19 protein-coding genes are annotated in these 22,487 nt (G+C 69.7%); 9 read left to right on the plus strand and 10 right to left on the minus strand.

Annotated elements, in window-relative coordinates; all coding sequences use genetic code 11:
- The first annotated feature begins 36 nt into the window (after positions 1-36).
- Positions 37-1,068, plus strand: coding sequence for an asparaginase (locus AC1D2H_RS00805; protein ID WP_478009534.1), 1,032 nt, complete (start codon positions 37-39; stop codon positions 1,066-1,068).
- An 11-nt stretch (positions 1,069-1,079) separates the two neighbouring features.
- On the opposite strand, the gene AC1D2H_RS00810 is transcribed toward AC1D2H_RS00805, so the two are convergent.
- Positions 1,080-1,562: a hypothetical protein gene (locus tag AC1D2H_RS00810; protein WP_478009535.1), complete on the minus strand. Its 483-nt coding sequence runs from the start codon at positions 1,560-1,562 to the stop codon at positions 1,080-1,082.
- A 204-nt stretch (positions 1,563-1,766) separates the two neighbouring features.
- Between AC1D2H_RS00810 and AC1D2H_RS00815 the strand changes: the two genes are divergently transcribed.
- The 4 genes from AC1D2H_RS00815 to AC1D2H_RS00830 are packed head-to-tail and all read left to right on the plus strand — an operon-like array spanning position 1,767 to position 8,052.
- On the plus strand, positions 1,767-2,405 hold the full coding sequence (locus tag AC1D2H_RS00815) for a TetR/AcrR family transcriptional regulator (protein WP_478009536.1): 639 nt from the start codon (positions 1,767-1,769) through the stop codon (positions 2,403-2,405).
- Positions 2,402-3,856, plus strand: a complete 1,455-nt coding sequence (locus AC1D2H_RS00820; RefSeq protein ID WP_478009537.1) for an efflux transporter outer membrane subunit — start codon at positions 2,402-2,404, stop codon at positions 3,854-3,856. Before AC1D2H_RS00815 ends, AC1D2H_RS00820 begins: the two co-directional genes overlap by 4 nt.
- Before the next feature lie 5 nt (positions 3,857-3,861).
- Positions 3,862-4,950: an efflux RND transporter periplasmic adaptor subunit gene (locus AC1D2H_RS00825; protein ID WP_478009538.1), complete on the plus strand. Its 1,089-nt coding sequence runs from the start codon at positions 3,862-3,864 to the stop codon at positions 4,948-4,950.
- A gap of 12 nt (positions 4,951-4,962) precedes the next feature.
- Positions 4,963-8,052: an efflux RND transporter permease subunit gene (locus tag AC1D2H_RS00830; protein ID WP_478009539.1), complete on the plus strand. Its 3,090-nt coding sequence runs from the start codon at positions 4,963-4,965 to the stop codon at positions 8,050-8,052.
- A gap of 3 nt (positions 8,053-8,055) precedes the next feature.
- On the opposite strand, the gene AC1D2H_RS00835 is transcribed toward AC1D2H_RS00830, so the two are convergent.
- The 7 genes from AC1D2H_RS00835 to hutC all read right to left on the minus strand — a co-directional run bounded on the left by AC1D2H_RS00835 (position 8,056) and on the right by hutC (position 14,912).
- A complete protein-coding gene (locus tag AC1D2H_RS00835) occupies positions 8,056-8,448 on the minus strand; it encodes a cupin domain-containing protein (RefSeq protein ID WP_478009540.1) in 393 nt (130 codons plus the stop codon).
- Positions 8,449-8,518: 70 nt separating this feature from the next.
- On the minus strand, positions 8,519-10,072 hold the full coding sequence (locus AC1D2H_RS00840; protein ID WP_478009541.1) for a methyl-accepting chemotaxis protein: 1,554 nt from the start codon (positions 10,070-10,072) through the stop codon (positions 8,519-8,521).
- 149 nt (positions 10,073-10,221) lie between these two features.
- Entirely contained in the window at positions 10,222-11,607 is a 1,386-nt protein-coding gene (gene hutF / locus AC1D2H_RS00845) for a formimidoylglutamate deiminase (RefSeq protein ID WP_477933137.1), read from the minus strand.
- Positions 11,595-12,395 (minus strand): N-formylglutamate deformylase, encoded by an 801-nt coding sequence (gene hutG / locus AC1D2H_RS00850; protein WP_477933139.1) that lies wholly within the window; start codon positions 12,393-12,395, stop codon positions 11,595-11,597. Before hutG ends, hutF begins: the two co-directional genes overlap by 13 nt.
- On the minus strand, positions 12,392-13,573 hold the full coding sequence (gene hutI, locus AC1D2H_RS00855; RefSeq protein WP_478009542.1) for an imidazolonepropionase: 1,182 nt from the start codon (positions 13,571-13,573) through the stop codon (positions 12,392-12,394). The genes hutG and hutI overlap by 4 nt, the downstream gene beginning before the upstream one ends.
- Before the next feature lie 12 nt (positions 13,574-13,585).
- Entirely contained in the window at positions 13,586-14,125 is a 540-nt protein-coding gene (locus tag AC1D2H_RS00860) for a HutD/Ves family protein (protein WP_477933143.1), read from the minus strand.
- Between the two features lie 67 nt (positions 14,126-14,192).
- Positions 14,193-14,912 (minus strand): histidine utilization repressor, encoded by a 720-nt coding sequence (hutC, locus tag AC1D2H_RS00865; RefSeq protein ID WP_477933145.1) that lies wholly within the window; start codon positions 14,910-14,912, stop codon positions 14,193-14,195.
- Positions 14,913-14,978: 66 nt separating this feature from the next.
- Here hutC and hutU point away from each other — a divergent pair, with 66 nt between their 5' ends.
- From hutU to AC1D2H_RS00885, 4 genes are all read left to right on the plus strand, one after another.
- Positions 14,979-16,655: a urocanate hydratase gene (gene hutU / locus AC1D2H_RS00870; RefSeq protein WP_478009543.1), complete on the plus strand. Its 1,677-nt coding sequence runs from the start codon at positions 14,979-14,981 to the stop codon at positions 16,653-16,655.
- Between the two features lie 8 nt (positions 16,656-16,663).
- Positions 16,664-18,169 (plus strand): histidine ammonia-lyase, encoded by a 1,506-nt coding sequence (hutH, locus tag AC1D2H_RS00875; RefSeq protein WP_478009544.1) that lies wholly within the window; start codon positions 16,664-16,666, stop codon positions 18,167-18,169.
- Between the two features lie 41 nt (positions 18,170-18,210).
- Positions 18,211-19,419, plus strand: coding sequence for an alpha/beta hydrolase (locus AC1D2H_RS00880; protein WP_478009545.1), 1,209 nt, complete (start codon positions 18,211-18,213; stop codon positions 19,417-19,419).
- Positions 19,420-19,609: 190 nt separating this feature from the next.
- Positions 19,610-20,332, plus strand: a complete 723-nt coding sequence (locus AC1D2H_RS00885) for a PEP-CTERM sorting domain-containing protein (protein WP_478009546.1) — start codon at positions 19,610-19,612, stop codon at positions 20,330-20,332.
- Positions 20,333-20,353: 21 nt separating this feature from the next.
- On the opposite strand, the gene clsB is transcribed toward AC1D2H_RS00885, so the two are convergent.
- Both clsB and AC1D2H_RS00895 read right to left on the minus strand, forming a co-directional pair.
- Complete coding sequence (clsB, locus tag AC1D2H_RS00890) at positions 20,354-21,616, minus strand: cardiolipin synthase ClsB (protein WP_477933155.1); 1,263 nt, start codon at positions 21,614-21,616, stop codon at positions 20,354-20,356.
- A gap of 71 nt (positions 21,617-21,687) precedes the next feature.
- A complete protein-coding gene (locus AC1D2H_RS00895) occupies positions 21,688-22,479 on the minus strand; it encodes an endonuclease/exonuclease/phosphatase family protein (protein WP_477933157.1) in 792 nt (263 codons plus the stop codon).
- Positions 22,480-22,487: the final 8 nt, after the last annotated feature.

Consider the following 22,487-nt stretch of genomic DNA (forward strand, 5'->3'; position numbering starts at 1 on the left):
ACGCATCGGGCCTTTTCTTCGGTGATGATCGGCGGCATGAACCCCGTCCTGATCGAAGTGCTGCGCGGCAGCGCCGTCGAATCCCGGCATGCCGGCGCGCTTGCCATCGTCGACGCATCGGGCACCGTGCACACGGCCCTGGGCGACATCGACCGACCCATCTTCCCGCGCTCGGCCGTCAAGCTGCTGCAGGCCCTGCCGCTGGTGGCCAGCGGTGCGGCCGAAGCCTTCGGGCTGACGGACGCCGAGCTGGCCCTGGCCTGCGCCTCGCACAGCGGCGAGCCCGAGCATGTGGCCACGGCGGCCGGCGTGCTGGCCAAGCTGGGGCTGGATGCCGATGCACTGGAATGCGGCACGCAATGGCCCAGCCGCGAGCCCGTGCTGCGCGGCATGGTGGCGCGCGGCGAGCTGGCCACGCCGCTGCACAACAACTGCTCGGGCAAGCACAGCGGCTTTGTCTGCGTCGCCTGCCTGATGGCACGCAATGCCGGCGCCGAGCCGGTCGAGTTCGTGCGGGGCTATGTCGCGGCCGAGCACGCCGTCATGCGCGAGGTGTCGGCATCCTTGTCGGCAACAACGGGCATCGACGTCGAGCAGGCGCCGCGCGGCATCGACGGCTGCTCCATCCCGACCTTCGCCCTGCCGCTGCGCTCATTGGCGCTGGCCTTCGCGCGCTGCGGCAGCGGCCAGGGCCTGTCCGACGGCAACGCCCGCGCCGCGCGCAGGCTGCGCCAAGCCGCCGCCGTCGCACCCTTCATGGTGGGCGGCACCGACCGTTTCGACACCCGCGTCATGCAGGCCTATGGCGAGCGCGTCTTCTGCAAGATCGGCGCCGAGGGCGTCTATTGCGCAGCCCTGCCGGAACTGGGCCTCGGCATCGCGCTCAAGATCGACGATGGCGCTGTCCGCGCGGCCGAAGCAGCCTTTGCCGCAGTCGCCCAAGGCCTGCTGAAGACCGAGGACGAGCTGTTGCGCGGCTACAGCCACTTGCAATTGCGCAACTGGCGCGGCATCGACGTTGGCTCGCTGCGGCCGGCGCAAGCGCTCAGCCAGGCGCTCGCGCTCTAGCCTTCTCCGCCTCAGTGGCGGTCGCGCCGCGGCGGCAGTGCCTGATCGACGTTGTTGTTGCTGCTGGTCGACGTGTCGGTCGTGGTCGTCGTGGTCGTGTCGGTGCTGCTCGGATACACCGGTGTGCTCGGCTGCGTGGGCTGCGTCGTCTGGGCGGGCATGGGCGCGCTGACATCCGTCGCCGGCGAAGCGGGCGTGGCCTCGCTGAGGGGCTGGGCGGGCTGAGGCTCGATGCTGGCCACGGGCGGCGCGGCGGCGACCGGGGTTTCCGCAGGCATGGGCGTCGCGATGACGTCGGGGGCATTGGGCTGGCTCGTCGTGTCCAGCGGATTGGTGGGGGTGGCCTGGGCCAGCGTCGGGGTCGTGTCGGCGTCGCGAGACAGGCCGGCGGTTTCGTCGTTGGAGCGCGTGGACGCGCAGCCGGCGATGCCGATCACCAGGGTCGCCGTCGCCACGGCAACGGCTGTCGACAAGGGGTTGAATCTCTTGCTCATGATGAACTCTCCAGGGTTGAGGAAGCGGTTCACGCGGCAAACGCCGCCTGAGTGGGTGGGCAAAGCCCGTTCCCGTGCCGGAAGCACCCCCTGCCGGCAGAGCCCATCTGATGCCTTGCGCGCCGTCCCGTCAGTCGCCAGCCGATAAAAAACGATACAAAACGCGACCAAGCAAGCGCTTGATTGGCTTTACAGTCCGCCCCCATGCGTGCTGAAAAGCCTTCCTCGACCGCCCCCATGCCGCCGCGCGAGCGTCTGTTGCAGGAGGCCATGCGCCTGTTCGGCGAGCGTGGCTTCGACGCCGTGACGACGCGGGAGATCTGCGCCGCCGCCGGCGTCAACCCGGGCGCCATCCACTACCACTTCGGCGACAAGGACGGCCTCTACCGCGAGGTGCTGCGCCTGCCGGTGCAGGAACTGCAGCAGCAACTCACCGGTTTCGACGACCCCGGCCTGAGCCTGCACGAATCCATCTGCCGCTTCCTGCGCCCCTTCCTGTTCGACGATGGCGCCTGCAGTGCCCAGATGTTCTTCCGCGAGATGCAGGCACCGAGCCCCATCTTCATGGAGACGGTGGCCCAGGAAGTCGGCCCCATCTTCGACCGCTTCGCCCGCCTGTTGGGCCGCCACGCCGGGCTGGATGAGCCCACCGCCGCCATCCACCAGCTCGCCATGGGGCTGCAGGCGATGGCCCACGACTACTCGATGACGCGGCCGATGCTGGACGCCTTCCACCCTGAACTGCTGGCCGACGACCCCCAGCTCGAACGCACCTGCCACCGCCTCGCCGACTGGGGCTGCGCCCTCGTCGCCTACGAGCGCGACAAACACGCCGCCCCATGAGATTTTCAAGACGTCTTCTCTTCGCCGCGCCCCTGCTGGCCCTGCTGACCGCCTGCATGACGACGCCGCCGGCCGCCGCGCCGGCCGCGACGGCCATTCCCGCCRCCTGGCGCTCGCCGCTGCCGCACGACGGCAGCACGGCGGCCCTCAACAATTGGTGGCGCGCCTTCGACGACCCGCTGCTGGCCCGTCTCATCGAGCGCGCCGAGAGCGGCAGCCCGACGCTGGCCGAGGCCGCCGCCCGCCGCCGCCAGGCCGAGGCCAGCGCCACCCAGGCCCGTGCCGCCCTGCTGCCCCAGCTGACGGCCAATGCCCAGGTCCAGCGCGGTCGCAACCTCAACGCCGTCCCCGGCATCAGCAGCCAGGGCAGCGCCCAGTTCAACGCGAGCTGGGAGATCGACCTCTTCGGCGGCCAGCGCGCCGCCGCTGCCGCGGAGAACCTGCAGGCCCAGGCCGCGACGTCGGACTGGCATGCCGCACGCGTCAGCCTCGCTGCGGACGTGGCCCAGGCCTATGTGCAACTGCGCCTGGCCCAGGGCCACGAGGAATCCACGGCGCTGGACACCCGGTTTGCCGAACAGATTGCCGGCTGGGCGCGCGAGCAGCAGAAGGCCGGCCTGATGAGCGCCAGCGACGCGGCCATCCTGAACACCGAACGCGCCGCGGCCTCCGCCGCTCGCAGCCAGTGGCGGGCCGAGGCCCAGATCGCGCTGCAGAGCCTGGCCCTGCTGTGCGGCGAGCAGGCCCAGGCCCTGGCCATGGAGCTGGCGCCGCCGGCCATCGCCGACGAAAAGTTCGAGCTGCGCCGCAGCCAGCCCAAGGCGCCGGGCTTTGACGTCAGCGCCCTGCCCGCCCAGTTGCTGGCCCAGCGCCCCGACGTCGCCGCCGCCCACCAGCGCTGGCTGGCCGCCACCCAGCAGCAGCGCAGCGTCGAGGCCCAGCGCTGGCCGCAGCTCAGCCTCGGCGCCCTGGCCGGCGAGTCGCGGCTGCGCGTCGGCGGTGCCAGCAGCAGCGCTTCGATGTGGGCCGTCGGCCCATCGTTGAGCCTGCCCTTGTTCGACGGGGGCCAGCGCAAGGCCCGTGCCGAGGGCGCGCAGGCCGCCGCCGACGAAGCCGCCGCGGCCTTGCAGGCGCGGTGGCAGACGGCGGTCGCCGAGGTGGAAGAAAGCCTGCAACGCGTCGCCGCCGGTGCCGAGCGCGAGCGCGAGATCGATGCCGTCAAGCGTGAATGGGAGGGCATCGCCCTGCGTTCCTTCTCCCAGGCCCAGGCCGGCCTGCAGAGCGGCGTGCAGCGCAACACCACCTTCCGCAACGCGCTGGTCGCCTACGACGCCGTGCTCAGCGTGCGCGCCGAGCACGCGCTGGCCTGGATCCGCCTTTACCGCAGCCTGGGTGGCGGCTGGACCGCCGACGCCCCCACGACGAACACGAACACCGCCTCCGCGCGCTGAACGCCATGAAGATCCGCATTCCTTTCCTGACCACCGCACTCACCGTCGCCCTTGCGGCGGCCTTTGTCGCTGCCCTGTCCAGCCCCGCCTTCGCCACCGACGCCGCCAGCGCGGCGCCCAAGGCGGCGCTGACCGTCAAGCGCGTCGTCGCCCAGGCCGGCACCTGGCCTCAAACCCTCGCCGGTACCGGCTCCATCGCCGCCTGGCAGGAGGTCGTCATCGGCGCCGAGATCGGCGGCCAGCGCCTGGCTGCGCTGCTGGTCGACGTGGGCGACCGCGTCAAGAAGGGCCAGTTGCTGGCCCGCTTGAGCCCCGGCACGCTGGAGACGGATCTCGCCGCCAGCAAGGCCGCGCTGCTGGAGGCCGAGGCCTCGGGGCGTGAGGCGCATCAGACCGCCGAGCGCGTGAAGACGCTGCAGGGCAGCGAGGCGCTGTCGCCCCAGGCCATCGACCAGGCCCTGGCAGCCGACGCGGCCGCGCAGGCCCGCGTGGCTGCGGCCAGGGCGCGCGTGCAGGCCGACCAGTTGCGCCTGTCGTACACGCAGATCACGGCGCCCGACGACGGTGTCATCAACGCCCGCATCGCCACGCCCGGCGCGCTGGTGCAGCCGGGCCAGGAACTGTTCCGCCTGCAACGCCAGGGCCGCCTGGAATGGCGCGCCGAGGTGCCCGGCGCCGAGCTGGCCCAGCTCAAGGTCGGCCAGACGGTGCGTGTGCAGCCCAGCGGCGCTCAGGCCGTGGAAGGCCGCGTCCGCCGCGTCGCGCCGCAGATCGACCCGCAGACGCGCAACGGCCTGGTCTATGTGGACCTGAAGGCCGGCGAGGCTTTGCGTGCCGGCCTGTTCGCCCGCGGCGACTTCGTGCTCGGCGAGAGCCAGGGACTGACGCTGCCGCAGACGGCGGTGCTGCTGCGCGATGGCTTCAGCTATGTCTTCCGCCTCGACGGCAGCAAGGTGCGCGAGCAGAAGGTGCAGCTCGGCCGCCGCGAGGGCAACCGCGTCGAGGTCAAGTCAGGTCTCGCCGCAGGAGCTGCCGTCGTCGAGTCGGGCGTGGGCTTCCTCGCAGACGGTGACACGGTTCGCGTGGCGCAGTAAGGAGGCGCCACCATGTTCAACGTCTCCCGCTGGTCCATCGCCAACCCGGTGCCGGCCATCATGTTCTTCATCATGCTGACGGCGGCCGGGCTCTACGGCTTCAAGCAGATGAAGATCCAGCAGTTCCCCGACATCGAACTGCCCACCATCGTCGTCAGCGCCTCGCTGCCCGGCGCAGCACCCGCGCAGATGGAAACCGAGGTCGCCCGCAAGATCGAGAACTCGGTCGCCACGGCCCAAGGCGTCAAGCACATCTACACCAAGGTGCAGGACGGCATCGCCACCGTCACCGTCGAGTACCGCCTCGAGAAGCCGCTGCAGGAAGCCCTGGACGACACCCGCGACGCCGTCGCCAAGGTGCGCGCCGACCTGCCGGCCGATTTGCGCGACCCGGTCATCACCAAGATGAATCTGTCGGGCATGCCCATCCTGACCTACACGGTCTCGAGCAACCGCATGGACGACGAGGCCCTGTCCTGGTTCGTCGACAACCAGGTGACCAAGCGCATGCTGTCGGTGCGTGGCGTGGGCTCGGTGGCCCGCGTCGGTGGCGTCAGCCGCGAGCTGCGCGTGGAGATCGACCCCAGCCGCCTGCTGGCCCTGCGCGTCAGCGCCGCCGATGTGTCGCGCCAGTTGAAGCAGGTGCAGCAGGAGGCTCCCGGCGGCCGTGCGACGCTGGGCGGCTCCGAGCAGTCGCTGCGCACCATCGCGACCGTGCAGACGGCCGCCGAGCTGGCCGCGCTGAGCATCCCGCTGCCGGACGGCCGCCACGTGCGGCTGGACCAGGTCGCTGCCGTGACCGACACCCTGGGCGAGAAACGCGCCGGCGCCTTCCTGAACGGCAAGTCCGTCGTCGGCTTCGAGATCGTGCGCGCCAAGGGGGCCGGTGAGGTCGACGTGGCCGAGCGCATCCGCGCCGCGCTGGAAGAACTCAAGGCCRCCCACCCCGACATCACCGTCACCGAGGCCTTCAACTTCGTCGACCCCGTCATCGAGAACTACGACGGCAGCATGAAGCTGCTGCTGGAAGGCGCAGCGCTGGCCGTGCTGGTGGTCTTCCTGTTCCTGCGCGACTGGCGTGCCACCTTTGTCAGCGCCGTGGCCCTGCCGCTGTCGGCGATTCCGGCCTTCCTCATCATGTACTGGATGGGCTTCACGCTGAACGTCGTGACGCTGCTGTCGCTATCCCTCGTCATCGGCGTGCTGGTGGACGACGCCATCGTCGAGATCGAGAACATCATGCGCCACCTGACCATGGGCAAGACGCCGCTGGAAGCCGCCCGCGAGGCGGCTGACGAGATCGGCCTGGCCGTCATCGCGACCACCTTCACGCTGATCGCCGTCTTCCTGCCCACCGCCTTCATGAGCGGCGTGGTCGGCAAGTTCTTCGTGCAGTTCGGCTGGACGGCCTCCATCGCCGTGTTCTTCTCCCTCGTCGTCGCCCGCATGCTGACGCCGATGATGGCCGCCTACATCCTGAAGGCACCCAAGAAGCAGCACAAGGAACCGTTCTGGATGGCGACCTATCTGGGCTGGGCACGCTGGGCCTTCACGCACAAGGGCAAGACCCTGGCCATCGCCGCGGTCTTCGGCGTGGCCGCCTGCACGCCGCTGTTCATGGGCGCCATCCCCGGCGCCTTCATCCCGCCGGACGACCTCAGCCAGACGCAGATCAGCATCGAGCTGCCGCCCGGCAGCACCTATGAGCAGACGGCGGCCATCGCCGAACAGGCGCGCGCCGCCGCCGCTGCGCACAAGCAGGTCAAGCTGGTCTACACGGCCGTGGGCGGCGGCAGCGCCGGTGGCGACCCCTTCGCGATGAGCGGCGCGGCCGAGGCCCGCAAGGCCACGCTGACGCTGAACCTGACGGCACGCAATGAGCGCCGCGGCATCAGCAAGCAGCAGATCGAGCGCGAGCTGCGCGAGAAGCTGGAGAACATCGCCGGCGCCCGCATCAAGGTGACCTTCGGCGGCTCCAACGACAAATACCAGCTCGTGCTGGCGGGCGAGGACGGCGAGGCGCTGGCCGCCCATGCCGCCAAGGTCGAGAAGGAGCTGCGCGCCCTGCCCGGCATCGGCCAGGTGACGAGCAGCTCCAGCCTGCAACGCCCCGAGCTGATCGTGCGCCCCGACGCGGCACGTGCCGCGGACCTGGGCGTGTCGACGGCCGCAATAGCCGACACGCTGCGCATCGCCACGGCGGGTGACTACGACCAGCTGCTGCCCAAGCTCAACCTGAGCCAGCGCCAGGTGCCCATCGTCGTGCGCCTGCCCGACGCGGCCCGCGCCGACCTGGCCCTGCTCAGCCAGCTGACCGTGCCGGGCACGCATGGCCCGGTGCCGCTGCAGCAGGTCGCCGAGCTGACGCTGACCAGCGGCCCGGCCCAGATCGACCGCTTCGATCGCCTGCGCAATGTCAACTTCGAGATCGAACTGAACGGCATGCCGCTCAGCGAGGTGCAGGCCGCTGCCGCGGCCCTGCCCAGCATCGCCAACTTGCCACCCGGCGTCAGCAAGGCCGAGATCGGCGACGCCGAGGCCTTTGCCGAACTGGGCCAGGGCTTTGCGCTGGCGATGGGCACGGGCGTGGCCTGCATCTACATCGTGCTGGTGCTGCTCTTCCACGCCTGGGTGCAGCCGGTGACCATCCTGGGCGCCCTGGTGCTGTCCATCCCGGGCGCCATCCTGGCGCTGTTCGTGACCGGCACCGACCTGTCCATGCCGGCCATGATCGGCATGATCATGCTGATGGGCATCGCGACCAAGAACTCCATCCTGCTGGTGGAGTACGCCATCGTCGCCCAGCGCGAGCAGGGGCTGACGCGTCTGGAGGCGCTGCTGGACGCCTGCCACAAGCGCGCCCGGCCCATCGTCATGACGACGCTGGCCATGGGTGCCGGCATGATGCCGATTGCACTCGGCTTCGGCACCGATCCGAGCTTCCGCGCGCCGATGGCCATCGTCGTCATCGGCGGGCTGATCACCAGCACCTTCCTGAGCCTGCTGGTGATCCCGGTGCTCTATGAGGTGGTGGACGACTTCATCCAGCGCTTCAGTCGCAAGCGCGGCAAGGCGCCTGCTGCGGAAGTGGCGCCTACCTGAGCCTCAGCCCGGCGGAACGTCCGCGTCCTCGACATACTCGCCGGCCTCATCGAGACCGCGCGTGCCGACGATGAGGTAGGAGCAAGGGTCCACCGAACGGTTGGAGGCCGTGTGGCCGTTGCGCACGCCGGCGGGCCAGCATGCGGAGTCGCCGGGCTGCAGCGTGTGGGCGCCATCGTCTTCCGTCACGGTCACCTCGCCACTGACGACGAAGAGGTACTCGTCGACGTGATGGTGCCAGTGGCGGATCGACGACTTGGCGCCTGGCTGCAAGACCTGCAGGGACACGCCGAACTGCGTGATGCCGCCGGCATCTCCGAGGCGGGCGGTGTCAACGGTGCCCCAGCCGGGGCTGGAACGGGTTTCGACGGGAACTGCGGCTTTGCGAACGATCATGCGGATGCTTGCTAGGGAAGGGGCCAGGCCTGCTCTGCGCAAGCCGGGCACACCATAGCGCAGCCCCGCTTCAACTCAGCCTGAACACGGCCACCGACTGCGAGAGTTCGTCGGCCTGCTGCTGCAGGCTGGCCGCGGCGGCGGCCGATTCCTCCACCAGTGCGGCGTTCTGCTGCGTCATCTGGTCGAGGTTGGCGATGGCCTGGCCGATCTGGCCAATGCCGGTGCTCTGCTCGCCGGTGGCATGGCTGATCTCGGACACGATGGAGCTGACCCGCGCGATGGCGTCAATGATCTCGTGCATGGTCTGACCCGCGCGGGCCACCAGCGCGGTGCCGCTGTCCACGCTCTCGCCGCTGCTGAGGATCAAGCCCTTGATCTCCTTGGCGGCCTCGGCCGAGCGCTGGGCCAAGGTGCGCACCTCGCCGGCGACAACGGCAAAGCCACGGCCCTGTTCGCCTGCTCGCGCGGCCTCCACCGCGGCGTTCAGCGCCAGGATATTGGTCTGAAAGGCGATGCCGTCGATGACGGAAATGATGTCGCCAATCTTGGTTGACGACGCACTGATGCGGCCCATGGTCTGCACCACCTCGTCGACCACCGCGCCGCCGCGGCGTGCCACCTCGGCGGCGTCCGTGGCCAGCTTGTTGGCCTGGCGCGCGGATTCGGCGTTGTGCGTCACGCTGGCCGTCAACTCCTCCATCGCCGAGGCCGTCTCCTGCAGGTTGGACGCGGCCTGCTCAGTCCGGTTGCTGAGATCCTGGCTGCCGATGGCCACTTCGCGTGAGGCGGTGGCGATGCTGTCGGTGCTGCTGCGCACGCCGGTGACCACCTCGGCCAGCGAGTCCTGCATGCCCTGCACGCCACGCATCAGCGCGGCGGTCTCGTCGCGACCCTCGGCCTGCACGGGCTGACTCAGATCGCGACCGGCAATGCGCTGGGCACTGAGGACGGCGCGCGCCAGGGGCTCCAGGATGGAGCGGATGTTGAACACCGTGTAGGTGCCGATGACCAGAACGCCACCAATGATGACCAGCGTCAGGTCCATGCGGATGGCCTTCTCCTGCTTGTCGAGCACCGCAACCTCTTCGGCCGAATGCTTGTCGACCTTCTCGGTCATCTCGGCAAGCGACTTGTCCATCGACCGCACCGTGCCTTTGATCGGTTCCATCGCCTGATTGGCCGCCGCGGTGTCGCTGAATTCGCCCTTGGCCAGGCGGTCGGCGATGCCGTTGAAGCCGCCGCGGTAGTCCTGCAGCAGCTTGATGAGCTCGGCCGGCATCTGCTTGACGTCGGGCGCGATGTCCAGCTTGGCGACCGTGTTCAAGCTTTTGGAAACCTTCTCATAGGTTTCGCCCCATTCCTTGCGGTAGCGCTCGACGGCCTTGGCGTCGGCCAGGTTGATGAGCAAGTCCTTCTCGTAGCGCCGCAGGTTGCCGACACCAGCGCGTATATGGGCCAGTTGGGTCAGGGACTCGACGTCATTGTCGAGGTAGTGAACAAACTTGGCCTTGGCCAGCGACAGGCTCCAGAGCCCGTGCAGCCCGATCACCAGCATCGCCGCGATGGCGAGACCCGCCAGCGCGTAGAGCCGCGCCTTGATCGTGAAATTGCTGAGCTTCATCGCCACTCCTCATCACGAACGCAAGCCGCACCGGGCGGCACCGTCGTCCCTCGCAGCCGCAGCCCGCAGACCCAGGAATGATCACAGCGGCGTGATTTATTAGAGGTCGTGGCGCGAGACTAGTCCTTTGTCAGGCTGCCGCCAAGGGCTTAAGCCCCTGGGGTGGCGTCAGGCGACCACAGCTCACGCATGGCGGCCTCGAAGGCATCCCCCACCCGGGTGGGCGCGCGCCAGGGCCTGGCCCGGCCGGCCACCCAAACCGACTGCCAGGGCGAGCCATTGCTGCCGAAGACGACAGCATCCAGCAGGGCTTCGTCGGGCAGGCCGCGCAGGGCGTCGGCCTCGCGGTTCAGCACCAGCGCGTCAGCACGGGCGCCGGGCGTGAGGCCCCAGGCGGCGAAGCCGGCGGCACGGGCGCCGCCGTGCACGGCGGCGTCGAACAGCCTGGCCGCACTGGAGGGCTGGCTGCCCGGGGCGGACGCGACATTGCGCTGGCGCAAGGACAGGCGCTGGCCGTATTCCAGCCAGCGAACTTCCTCCACCCAGCCGCGCGTGACCTGGCTGTCCGAGCCCACCGTCAGCGGCACGCCCTGGGCCAGCCAGCGCGGCAGATCGGCCAGGCCGTCGCCGAGGTTGGCCTCGGTGCTGGGGCAGATGACGACGCCGGCGCCGCTGCGGGCCACGGCTTCGATCTCGGCGGGCTCGGTGTGGGTGGCGTGGACGAGCTGCCAGCGCGGGTCCAGATGACCCTCGTCGGCCAGCCACTGGATGGGGCGCTTGCCCGTGGCCTTCAGGCAGTCGACCACCTCGCCCGTCTGTTCGGCCACATGGATGTGGATGGGCAGATCGGCCGCGCCGACGAGCTCCTGCAGGCGGGCGATGTCACGCGGCGACGCACCACGCAGCGAATGCAGGGCCACGCCGGCGTTCACGCGCGGCAAGCCGGCGGCCAGCACGCGCTGGCTGGCGCGCCAGGCCCAGTCGGCGTCGGCGGCAAAGCGGTGCTGGTCGGGCCTCAAGCCCTCGGTGCCAAAACCGCTGCGCGTGTAGACGACGGGCAGCAGCGTCAGGCCGATGCCGACTTCCTCGGCGGCCGAAGCCAGGGCCCAGGCCATGTCGAGTTCGTCGTCGAAATGCTGGCCTTCAGCGGGATGGTGCAGGTAGTGGAACTCGCAGACCTGGGTGTAGCCGCCGCGCAGCATCTCGGCATAGAGCTGGCAGGCCACCGCGCGCAGCTGCTGGGGCGAGATGCGCAGGGCCAGCGCATACATGCGGTCGCGCCAGCTCCAGAAGTCGTCCTGGCCCGCTTCGCGGCGCTCGGCCAGGCCGACAAAGGCGCGCTGGAAGGCGTGGCTATGGGCGTTGACGAGGCTGGGGATCAGGGGACCGGCCAGCACCTCGGCATCGGCCGGTGCGGGCAGGTTGACGGTGATCTCGGACCAATGGCCGCTGGCGTCGACGGTCAGCAGCACGTCGCGCTGCCAACGGCCATCGACCCAGGCCAGGGGGGCGTGCAGTCTTTTCAGGGCTGCCATGCGAGCATCTCTTTCAACATCTTCTCGATCAGCGGCACCGCCTGGATGGCCAGTGCGTCGTCGTAGGCGCCGGCCGGGTCGCAGGTTTCGTCCATATAGCAGCGCTGGCACATCTCCAGCTGCACGGCATGCACGCCGCGGCCGGGCTGGCCATAGTGGCGGGTGATGTAGCCGCCCTTGAAGCGGCCGTTGACGACCTGGCTGAACTGCGTCTGGCCGGCCAGCAGCGCACCCAGGCGCTCGGTGATAGCTGGCGCGCAGGAGGCCCCATCGGCGGTGCCGAGGTTCAGCGCCGGCAGCTCGCCCTCGAACAGCCAGGGCAGCTCGGAGCGGATGCTGTGACCGTCGAAGAGCAAAGCATGGCCGTGGGCCGCGCGCAGGCGTTCGAGCTCGGCCGCCAATGCCTGGTGATAAGGCTGCCAATAGGCCTCACGGCGCGCAGCGATCTCGGTGGCGTCGGGCTCGGCACCGTCGCGGTACAGCGGGTCGTCGCTGAAGAAGCGGGTGGGCACCAGGCCGGTGCCACCCTTGGCTCCCGGGTAGAGCGGCTGGTCGTCCGGCGGGCGGTTCAGGTCGATGACGTAGCGGCTGTAGCGCGGAACTATCAGGCTGGCGCCGAGCTTGTCCGCCAGCGGCCGGTAGAGCTGCTCCAGATGCCAGTCGGTGTCCTCGCTGGCCAGGGCGCGCGGCACCAGGCGCTCGGCCAGCTCCGGCGGAATGGCCGTGCCGACATGGGGCAGGCTGATCAGCAGCGGCACGCGGCCCTGCTGAAGTCGAAAAACGCTCATGACCCTCCCTGATATACCCGCTTTAACAAGGGGTTATGTCCGAAGCATGCTGCCAGCTCGCGCGGATGGGCGCTATCCCAGACACAGAAGTCGGCCCGCTGGCCGGCGACGAGCTGGCCACGGTCGCTCAGCCCCAGCGCGCGGCCGCCGTTGACGGTCAGGCCGCGCAGGGCTTCCTCGGGTGTCAGCCGGAACAGCACGCAGGCCATGTTCAGCATCAGCAGCGGCGACAGCGTCGGCGAGCTGCCGGGGTTGTGGTCGGTCGCGATGGCGATGGGCACGCCGGCTTCGCGCAGCGCGGCAATCGGTGGCAGCTGGGTCTCGCGCAGTGCATAGAAGGCGCCGGGCAGCAGCACGGCGACGGTGCCGGACTTCGCCATGGCGGCGATGCCGGCCGGGCTCAGGTATTCGAGGTGGTCGCAGCTCAGCGCCCGGTAGGACGCGGCAAGGTCGGCGCCGCCCTGGTCGCTGAGCTGCTCGGCATGCAGCTTGACGGGCAGGCCCAGGCGCCTGGCAGCGTCGAACACGCGGCCCACCTGGGCCGGGCTGAAGGCGATGTGCTCGCAGAAGGCGTCGACAGCGTCGACCAAGCCTTGCGCGTGCAGGTCCACCAGCCAAGTGCACACGGCCGCGATGTAGTCGTCGGCGTCGGCGAACTCCGGTGGCAGGGCATGGGCGGCGAGATAAGTCGTGCGCACGTCGACACCCAGGCAGCCGAGCTGGCGCGCGACGCGCAGCATGCGGGCCTCGGTGGCGGCGTCCAGGCCGTAACCGGACTTGACCTCCAGCGTCGTCACGCCTTCGCTGATGAGAGCCCGCGCCCGCTTGGCGGCCGAAGAGAGAAGCTCGGCTTCCGTCGCGATGCGCGTCGCAGCCACCGTCGACTTGATGCCGCCGCCGGCCTTGGCGATGTCGGCATAGCTCGCGCCGTGCAGGCGCTGCTCGAACTCGTGGGCGCGGCTGCCGCCGTAGACGAGATGGGTGTGACAGTCGACGAGGCCCGGCGTGACAAGGGCGCCGTGCAGCTCGACGACGTCATCGGTGCGTGGCGCCTCGGCGCTGGGCCCGACCCAGTGCAGCAGGCCGTCGTCGCCGACGAGCAGCGCGCCGTCGTCGATCAGGCCCCAGCCGCTGTCGCCCGCCAATGTCGCGAGGCGGCCGCCGCGCCAGAGCTTCATGCCGTCATTCCTTCATTCCTCATCGCCCCAGGTCAACCACCAGGCATTGCCCTCGCCGGTGAAGACGCAGCTCTGCCCCACCGGGTCCTCGCACCAGGCCAGCGTCAGCGGCGCCATCGGCATGGCGCGGTGACCGTGCTCGAGCAGGCCGCCGTTGACGGTGAACAGGCCCACCCAGGGCGTCTTGGGCAGCAGCACATGGTGGGCCGACTCGACCTCCAGGTTGCCGCGCCTCTCCATCACGTTGAAGACGTCCGTCGCGCCCTTGATGAGCTCGGCCTCGGGGGCCAGGCCACCGTCGAAGCGCAGCGGCTCGTCGCCGACGCTCTGCGGCCAGTCGAACAGCCGCAGGCCCGCGCCGCGGATGACGGCGAGCCAGCGGTGCACGCCGGGGAAGGCCGAGAACGGCCCGTCACGCTCGACACGCGCGACGCTGATGCGCACCGCCCAGTCATGGGCATGCGGCCAGGCGAGCAGCTCGCGCGTCGTGCCGCCCTCGTTCTTCCAGGCCTGCGGCTCGACGTCGGCCGCGCTGACCTTGCTCCAACTCATGTTCTTGTCCTTGCGCTCTTGGCTGTACAGGCAACCGCGCATTTTCCGCAGCTCTGTACGGCGCGGCTCATGCCGCGAAGCTCCCTTGCAATTGGTAACGTACCCCGGGGTGCGTCAGTTTCACGCTGGTTACGGCCACGCCGCGGCTGTAAGTGATGCGCTTGACGACCAGGCAGGGGTCGCGGCGGTTGATGCCGAGCAGCTTGGCCTCGACCTCGCCGGGCAGGGCTGCCTCGATCATGTAGCGCGCCTCGGACAGCGGCGCCACGTCGAGCAGGTAGTGGGTCGGCGTGATGCGCGTGAAATCCTGCGCCAGATAGTCGGGCGCGCTGGCCGGGTTGACGGCGCGCTCCTCGCATTGGATGGCGACCCCGTTCTCCAGATGCACGATGAGGCTGAGGAACAGCGGCGCGCCGCGCTTGAGGCCCAACTCGACGGCCTGCTGCGGCGTGGCCTTGCCCTTCACCAGCGCGTGGACGCGTGCCTCATGCGTGCCACCGCGCTCGACGATCTCCTCATGCACATCACGCACGTTCAGCGTCGACGAGATGCGGTGCAGCTGGGCCACGAAGCTGCCCACACCCTGGACCCGCTCGATCAGCCCTTCCTGCACCAGCTCGCGCAGGGCCCGGTTCACCGTCATGCGGCTGACTTCGAACTGCGCGACAAGGGCACCTTCGCTGGGCAGCAGATCGCCGGCCACCCAGTGGCTGCTGGCGATGCCTTCACGCAGATGGTTCTTGACCTTGAGGTACTGGGGTTCGGGGCTGGCCGGGCTTCTGGACATGGCGCCATCCTAGTTGACTTGACTTGTATATACAACTAGAGTTCGCCGCACTTTCAGGAGTACCCCATGCCCGCCCTGCCCCGCCCTGTCAAAGCCCCCACCGGCACCCAGCTCAGCTGCAAGAGCTGGCTGACCGAAGCGGCCTACCGCATGCTGCAGAACAACCTCGACCCCGCCGTGGCCGAGAACCCGGACGCCTTGGTGGTCTATGGCGGCATCGGCAAGGCGGCGCGCAACTGGGAGGCCTTCGACGCCATCTGCCAATCGCTGCGCGAGCTGAACGACGACGAGACCCTGCTGATCCAGTCGGGCAAGCCGGTGGGCGTGTTCCGCACCCACCCGGATGCGCCGCGCGTGCTGCTGGCCAACTCCAATCTGGTGCCGGCCTGGGCCAACTGGGAGCACTTCCACGAGCTGGATCGCAAGGGCCTGATGATGTACGGCCAGATGACGGCTGGCAGCTGGATCTACATCGGCAGCCAGGGCATCGTGCAGGGCACGTATGAAACCTTTGCCGAAGCCGCACGCCAGCACTACGGCGGCGTGGCCAAGGGCCGCTGGGTGCTGACCGCCGGCCTGGGCGGCATGGGCGGCGCCCAGCCGCTGGCCGCCACCTTCGCGGGCTTCTGCTCGCTGAACATCGAGTGCCAGCAGTCGCGCATCGACTTCCGCCTCAAGACCCGCTATGTGGATGAGCAGGCCTTCGACCTGGACGACGCGCTGGACCGCATCGCCAAGTACACGGCCGCCGGCGAGGCCAAGTCCATTGCGCTGCTGGGCAATGCCGCGCGGCTGATCCCGCAACTCGCCGAGCGCTGCAAGCAGGGCACGGCCATCAAGCCCGACCTCGTCACCGACCAGACCTCGGCCCACGACCTCATCCACGGCTATCTGCCGGCCGGCTGGACTGTCGAGCAGTGGAAGGCGGCGGCCGCCGACCCGGCCCAGCACGCCGAATTGAAGGCGGCTGCCGCCAAAAGCTGTGCCGACCATGTGAAGGGCATGCTGGCCTTCCAGCAACTGGGCATCCCGACGGTGGACTATGGCAACAACATCCGCCAGGTCGCCAAGGACCAGGGCGTGGCCAATGCCTTCGACTTCCCCGGCTTCGTGCCCGCCTATGTGCGGCCGCTGTTCTGCGAGGGCAAAGGCCCCTTCCGCTGGGTGGCACTGTCGGGCGACCCCGAGGACATCCGCAAGACGGATGCGAAGCTGAAGGAGCTCTTCCCCCAACACGCCGCCCTGCACCGCTGGCTGGACATGGCCGCCGAGCGCATCGCCTTCCAGGGCCTGCCGGCACGCATCTGCTGGCTGGGCCTGGGCGAGCGCCACATCGCCGGCCTGGCCTTCAACGAGATGGTGAAAAACGGCGAGCTGAAGGCGCCCATCGTCATCGGCCGCGACCACCTGGACAGCGGCTCCGTCGCGAGCCCGAATCGCGAGACCGAGGGCATGAAGGACGGCTCGGACGCCGTGTCCGACTGGCCGCTGCTGAACGCCTTGCTGAACACCGCCGGCGGTGCGACCTGGGTGTCGCTGCACCACGGCGGCGGCGTCGGCATGGGCTATTCCCAGCACTCGGGCGTCGTCATCGTCTGCGATGGCACGGACGCCGCGGCCAAGCGCATCTCGCGCGTGCTGTGGAACGACCCGGCCACCGGCGTCATGCGGCATGCCGACGCGGGCTACGAGACCGCCGTCGAATGCGCCAAGAAGAACGAACTGAACCTGCCTTCCCTGTGAAGTTTTCTATGAAACTCATCCCCGGACAACTGACGCTGCCTCAACTCGCGGACATCGCCGCCGGCCGCGCTGCGCTGCAGCTCGAAGACTGGTCGGCCGTCGACAAGAGCGCCGCCCTCGTCGCCGCCGCCGCTGCCGGCGATGCGCCGGTCTATGGCGTCAACACCGGCTTCGGCAAGCTGGCCAGCACCCGCATCGCCAAAGACCAGCTCGCCCAACTGCAGCTCAACCTGATCCGCAGCCATGCGGTCGGCGTCGGTGCACCCATGTCGCCCGAAGTCATGCGGCTGATGCTGGCCACCAAGGCCGGCAGCCTGGCGCGCGGCTTCTCGGGCGTGCGCCGCGAGGTGGTGCAGTCGCTGCTGGACGCCTTCAACGCCGGCTTCATTCCCTATGTGCCCTGCCAGGGCTCGGTGGGCGCCAGCGGCGACCTGGCGCCCCTGGCCCACATGACGCTGGCCCTGATGGGCGAAGGCGAAGCCCTGGTGGCTGGTCAGCGCATTCCGGCGCGCGACGAACTGACCCGCCTGGAGCTGCAACCCCTGACGCTGGCCGCCAAGGAAGGCCTGGCCCTCATCAACGGCACCCAGGCCAGCACGGCCCTGGCCCTGCATGCCCTGCTGCGCTTCGAGGGCCTGTTCGCGACGGCCCTGGCCAGCGGCGCGATGACGCTGGACGCAGCCCGCGGCAGCGATGGCCCCTTCGACGCCCGCATCCACGAGGTGCGCGGCCAGCCCGGCCAGATCGAGGTCGCCGGCGTCTATCGCGAGCTGCTCGCGGGCAGCGCCATCCGCCAGTCGCACCGTGAAGGCGACGAGCGCGTGCAGGACCCGTACTGCCTGCGCTGCCAGCCCCAGGTCATGGGCGCCTGCCTGGACCAGGCCCGCCACACGGCCGCCGTGCTGGTACGCGAGGCCAATGCCGTGACGGACAACCCGCTGGTGTTCGATGACGTGATGGTCTCGGGCGGCAACTTCCACGCCGAACCGGTGGCCTTCGCGGCCGACAACCTGGCCCTGGCCATCGCCGAGGTGGGCGCCATCGCCGAGCGCCGCATCGCCATGCTGATCGACCCGGCCATCTCGCGCCTGCCGCCCTTCCTGACGGCCGACGCCGGCCTGCACAGCGGCTTCATGATCGCCCACGTGACGGCGGCGGCCCTGGCCAGCGAGAACAAGAGCCTGGCCCACCCGGCCAGCGTCGACAGCCTGCCGACCAGCGCCAACCAGGAGGACCATGTCTCCATGGCCACCTTCGCCGCGCGGCGCCTGCACGCCATGATCGACAACACCAGCCACATCGTCGCCATCGAGATGCTGGCCGCGGCCCAGGGCATCGACTTCCTGCGCCCGCTGCAGAGCTCGGCGCCGGTGGAGGCCCTGCACACGCGGCTGCGCGCCGACTGCGCCAGCAGCCCGGCCGACCATTACCTGGCGCCCGACATCGAGCGCGCGGCGGCCCTGGTGCAGGCTGGTGTGCTGGTGTCGCCCCACGCGCCACGCTTCGTGGCCTGATGGCTTTTGGCAGGCCATGCCGCCGCGGCTATCGTGGCGGCATGCGCCTGTTCCTCGCCTCCCTGCTGCTCGGCCTGTTCGCCACGCCCTTGCTGGCGGACACGAGCATCCGCTTTGACATCGACCTGACCGCCGAGATCGCGGCCGGCCGCTTCGACCCCGCACGCGACCGCCTTGGCCTGCGCGGCAACGCCGCCCCGTTGAGCTGGGACCGGTCCCTGCCGGCCGCGGCCGGCGCCGCGCCGGGCCGCTACCGGCTGCAGCTGACGCTGCCCGACGACGCGGTGGGCGGCCAGCCGCTGGCCTACAAGTTCCGCATCGAGCGCGGCGCCGGCCAGGACGGCAGCGATGGCTGGGAGCCGGGGCGCAACCACACCGTGCTGCTCAAGGGTGGCGAGATCACGGTGGCGCGCGCGTTCGGCGCGCCGGCCGGCGACGTGCCCCTGTCGCGCGTGGGCACGATAGAGCGGCTGGGCCTCATCCCTTCCAGCCACGTCAAACCGCGCGAGGTGCAGGTCTGGCTGCCACCGGGCTACGCGGAGCATCCCGAAACCCGTTATCCGGTGCTCTATCTGCACGATGGCCAGAATGTCTTCGACGCCCAGGCCGCCGGGGCCGAATGGCAGGTCGACGAAGCGGCGCAACGCGGCGTGGCGTCGGGCCGCCTGCGGCCCTTCATCGTCGTAGCGGTGTCCAGCGTGGATGCCACCCGCTGGGACGACTACACGCCCACGGTCGTTTCAGCCGTACCGCCGGGCCAGACGGCATTGGAACGGCGCGGTGGCGGCGCGCCGGCCTATGCGCGCTTCCTCGTGGAAGAGCTGAAGCCCGCGATCGACGCGCGCTTCCGCACGCGGCGCGGCTCGGCGGACACGGCCGTGGGCGGGTCGTCCCTGGGCGGGTTGGTGTCGATGTGGCTGGCCCTGCACCGGCCTGAGACCTTCGGCGCGGCCCTGGTGGTGTCGCCCTCGGTCTGGTGGGACGACCGCTTCATCCTGCGCGACGCGGCCGCCACGACGCCCACGCCACGCCCGCGGCTGTGGCTGGACATGGGCGCACAGGAAGGCGACCAGGCGGTGCAATTCGCGCGTGAGCTGAACGAGCTGCTGCGCCGGCGCGGCTGGAGCGATGGCACGCTGCGCTTCGTCGAGGACGCCCAGGGCCGCCACGACGAGGCGAGTTGGGCGCGCCGCGTGCCGGCCATGCTGGACTTCCTGTACCGCGCCGACGCAAAGACCGCTTCACCATGACGCCGCGTTGGTGCCGCCGCACCACCTGATTTCTCTACGCCTCCAGCTCGGAACGGTCTGTCGAAATTCTTTACAAAAGAAACAAGAAGTGTCTTCCGAGCCAGTCTTGTCCCCATGAAAAGGGACATATGGCCCGCTTTGTGCTTCCCGTGGCCGGCGTCCTCATGACGCCAACAAAAGGGAGCCCTCCATGTCCGCATTCATTCGCACGGTCGCCTCGGCCGCCACGCTAGCCCTCAGCGCCGCCGCATCGGCAGCACCGGTGGAACTGCTCAGCAACGGCGACTTCAGCGCCGGCTTCACCGGTTGGACGGTGCTCAACCAGGCCAACGGCAACGGCGACTGGTACATCGACGCCGTCGGCACCACCACGCCGCAATCCGGCTTCGCCACCAACGGCACGGGCGGCTCCGGCAACTACGCCGTCACCGACCAAGGCGGCCCGGGCAGCCACATGCTTTACCAGACCTTCGCCGTCGGCGCTGGCGCCTCTTCGGTGAAAGTGTCCTTCAGCATGTTCGCGAACGACTCCGCCGCCGGCCCGATCAACAACGGCAGCCTGAACTACGCCGGCACGGCCAACCAGCACGCCCGCGTCGACATCATCAAGACCACCGCCAACCTCTTCAGCGTCTCGGCCAGCGATATCGTCATGTCGCTGGTTGCGCCCATGGTCGATGCCGGCAACGACCCGCACGCCTTCCTGGCCTACTCCTTCGACATCACCAGCGCCGTGGCAGCCGGCGGCAGCTTCGTGCTGCGCTTTGCGGAAGTCGACAACCAGGGCTTCTTCAACGTCGGCGTGGACAACGTCAGCGTGCAGGCCAATGTGGTCCCCGAACCGGCATCGCTCGCCCTGGTGGGCGGAGCCCTGTTCGGCCTGGCGGCGCTGCGCCGCTCGCGCCGCGCCTGAGCGCCGGCCCGGGGCGCTGCGTCAGTAGCGCCCCGCCGCGCCTGCCACGCGCAGGAACACATAGGCGAACCACGCCACGACGGCGCGGTGCAGCATGGCGCGCAGGCCCGTGCCGCCATGCTCGCCGACGCGGCTGGACACGGCGATGGACGTCTCGATCTCGCTCGCCAGCTGAGCTGCGAAGCCAGCGTCCTGCACGACGACGTTGGCCTCCAGGTTGACGAGCAGGGACAGCGGGTCGATGTTGGAGCTGCCGACCGTGGCCCACTGCCCGTCGACGACGGCGACCTTGGCATGCAGGAAGGCCGGCATGTACTCGTAGATCTCGACGCCATGGCCCAGCAGGTCGGCGTACAGCGCTTCGGCGGCCCAGCCCGCGATGCGGTAGTCCAGCTTGCCCTGCAGCAACAGGCGCACCCGCACGCCGCGGTCAGCGGCGCGGCGCAGCGCATGACGGATGCGTTGGCCCGGATAGAAATAGGGGCAGATCACGTCGACGCTGCTGCGCGCCGCGTTGATGGCATCCGCGTAGGCATGCTCGATGGTGCGGCGCCGGCGCAGGTTGTCGCGCAGCACGAAGGCCGCGCTGACCGGTTGCAGATGCTGCACCGGCTCGGTCAGTCGCTGCGGGCCGCGCCACAGCTGCGTCACCCAAAGGCCGAAACGGCGGCGCAGCGGCACGTAGTCGATCAGTGCATCGTCGAACTCCCGCCCCAGCCAGGCGCGTGACCAGATCGAACGCACGCTCTGTGCGACGAGATCCACCAGGCCACCGCTCAACTGCACGGCGAAGTCCAGGCGCGGCAACTCGCTGACGCCATGGTGGATGTCGAAGCGATCGTCGATGACGTTGACGCCGCCGACGAAGGCAATGTCCCCGTCGACGACACAGAGCTTCTGGTGCAGGCGGCGCAGCTGGCCGGGCTGGAACCAGCGCCACCAGCGGTCCATGGGCCGGAACACGGCCAAGGCCACGCCGCTACCCGCAAAGCGCTGGCGCAGCGTGCGAATGCTGCCGTTGCTGCCGAAGCCATCGACGACGACGCGCACGCGCACGCCACGCCGGTCCGCTGCAATCAGCGCATCGGCCAGGGCGAGAGAAGTCTCGTCGTGATGAAAGATATAGGTCGCCAGCCAGATTTCGCTGCTCGCATGGCGGATGGCGGCATGCATGCGCGGGAAGAGCTGGTCGCCGCCGCGAAGCAGCTCGACCTGATTGCCGCCGACGAAGCCGGGGTCGGCGGCCTGATGGCGCCGGCGCCGCTTCGTTCCCAGGCGTCTCATTCAGGCACCCCTCGCGCTGCGCGCTGCCCCGCCGAGCGGGGGCCGAGCCCCTTCGGACGGCCGTGCGGGGCTCATTCGAGCGCCAGCTCCACGATCAGCGGCAGGTGGTCTGACATGCGCGACCAACTCGGGCCGCGCGGCACCTGAACGCCGGTGCAGCGCAAGCCACGCATGTAGACGCGGTCCAGCGCGAACACGGGCAGGCGCGACGGAAAGGTGGGTGCCCGAGCTCGCCCGTGCGGCGCCGTCGCGCGACGCAGGCCGTGGGCACGCATGGGCGTGTCCAGGCGCTCGCCCCAGTCGTTGTAGTCGCCGGCAACAAGGAAGGGCGCGCCCTCGGGCACGTTGTCGCGCACGAAAGCGGCGAGGCGGTCGACCTGGCGCATGCGGCTGGAATGGATCAACCCGAAATGCGCCACGACGACGTGCACGACCGTGCCATGCCAATGCACCGGCACGTGCAGCAGGCCACGCTGCTCCAGGGAGTGATCCGACACGTCGTGGTGGCCGATGTCGCCCATGGGCCAGCGCGACAACAGCGCGTTGCCGTGTTCCCCGAACTTGGTCGTCGCATTGGTGCGGTAGGCCACCTCATAGCCTTCGGGCGCGAGGAACTCGGCCTGGCCCTTTTCCGGCCAGCCGAACCAGGTGCGGTCGAAATAAGCCGCCTCGCGGTGGTGGAAGAGGCGCACCTCCTGCAGGCAGACGAGGTCGGCGTCCATGGCTTCCACACCCATCTGCAGGTTGTGGATCTCCAGGCGCTTGGCCGGCCCCAGGCCGCGCACGCCCTTGTGGATGTTGTAGGTGGCCACGCGCAGCACTTCGCCGGGCGGGTGGGGGGTGGGGCGGGCAACGGATCTCATGACTCAGC

It is taken from the genome of Roseateles sp. P1_C1_2 (assembly GCF_056406535.1).

Bases quoted from the DNA above. Each gene is read 5' to 3' on its own strand.
- AC1D2H_RS00805 (WP_478009534.1), top strand. From the start codon at position 37: ATGAACCCCGTCCTGATCGAAGTGCTGCGCGGCAGCGCCGTCGAATCC.
- AC1D2H_RS00810 (WP_478009535.1), bottom strand. From the start codon at position 1,562: ATGAGCAAGAGATTCAACCCCTTGTCGACAGCCGTTGCCGTGGCGACG.
- AC1D2H_RS00815 (WP_478009536.1), top strand. From the start codon at position 1,767: ATGCGTGCTGAAAAGCCTTCCTCGACCGCCCCCATGCCGCCGCGCGAG.
- AC1D2H_RS00825 (WP_478009538.1), top strand. From the start codon at position 3,862: ATGAAGATCCGCATTCCTTTCCTGACCACCGCACTCACCGTCGCCCTT.
- AC1D2H_RS00835 (WP_478009540.1), bottom strand. From the start codon at position 8,448: ATGATCGTTCGCAAAGCCGCAGTTCCCGTCGAAACCCGTTCCAGCCCC.
- AC1D2H_RS00840 (WP_478009541.1), bottom strand. From the start codon at position 10,072: ATGAAGCTCAGCAATTTCACGATCAAGGCGCGGCTCTACGCGCTGGCG.
- hutF (WP_477933137.1), bottom strand. From the start codon at position 11,607: ATGGCAGCCCTGAAAAGACTGCACGCCCCCCTGGCCTGGGTCGATGGC.
- hutG (WP_477933139.1), bottom strand. From the start codon at position 12,395: ATGAGCGTTTTTCGACTTCAGCAGGGCCGCGTGCCGCTGCTGATCAGC.
- hutI (WP_478009542.1), bottom strand. From the start codon at position 13,573: ATGAAGCTCTGGCGCGGCGGCCGCCTCGCGACATTGGCGGGCGACAGC.
- AC1D2H_RS00860 (WP_477933143.1), bottom strand. From the start codon at position 14,125: ATGAGTTGGAGCAAGGTCAGCGCGGCCGACGTCGAGCCGCAGGCCTGG.
- hutC (WP_477933145.1), bottom strand. From the start codon at position 14,912: ATGTCCAGAAGCCCGGCCAGCCCCGAACCCCAGTACCTCAAGGTCAAG.
- hutU (WP_478009543.1), top strand. From the start codon at position 14,979: ATGCCCGCCCTGCCCCGCCCTGTCAAAGCCCCCACCGGCACCCAGCTC.
- hutH (WP_478009544.1), top strand. From the start codon at position 16,664: ATGAAACTCATCCCCGGACAACTGACGCTGCCTCAACTCGCGGACATC.
- AC1D2H_RS00880 (WP_478009545.1), top strand. From the start codon at position 18,211: ATGCGCCTGTTCCTCGCCTCCCTGCTGCTCGGCCTGTTCGCCACGCCC.
- AC1D2H_RS00885 (WP_478009546.1), top strand. From the start codon at position 19,610: ATGTCCGCATTCATTCGCACGGTCGCCTCGGCCGCCACGCTAGCCCTC.
- clsB (WP_477933155.1), bottom strand. From the start codon at position 21,616: ATGAGACGCCTGGGAACGAAGCGGCGCCGGCGCCATCAGGCCGCCGAC.
- AC1D2H_RS00895 (WP_477933157.1), bottom strand. From the start codon at position 22,479: ATGAGATCCGTTGCCCGCCCCACCCCCCACCCGCCCGGCGAAGTGCTG.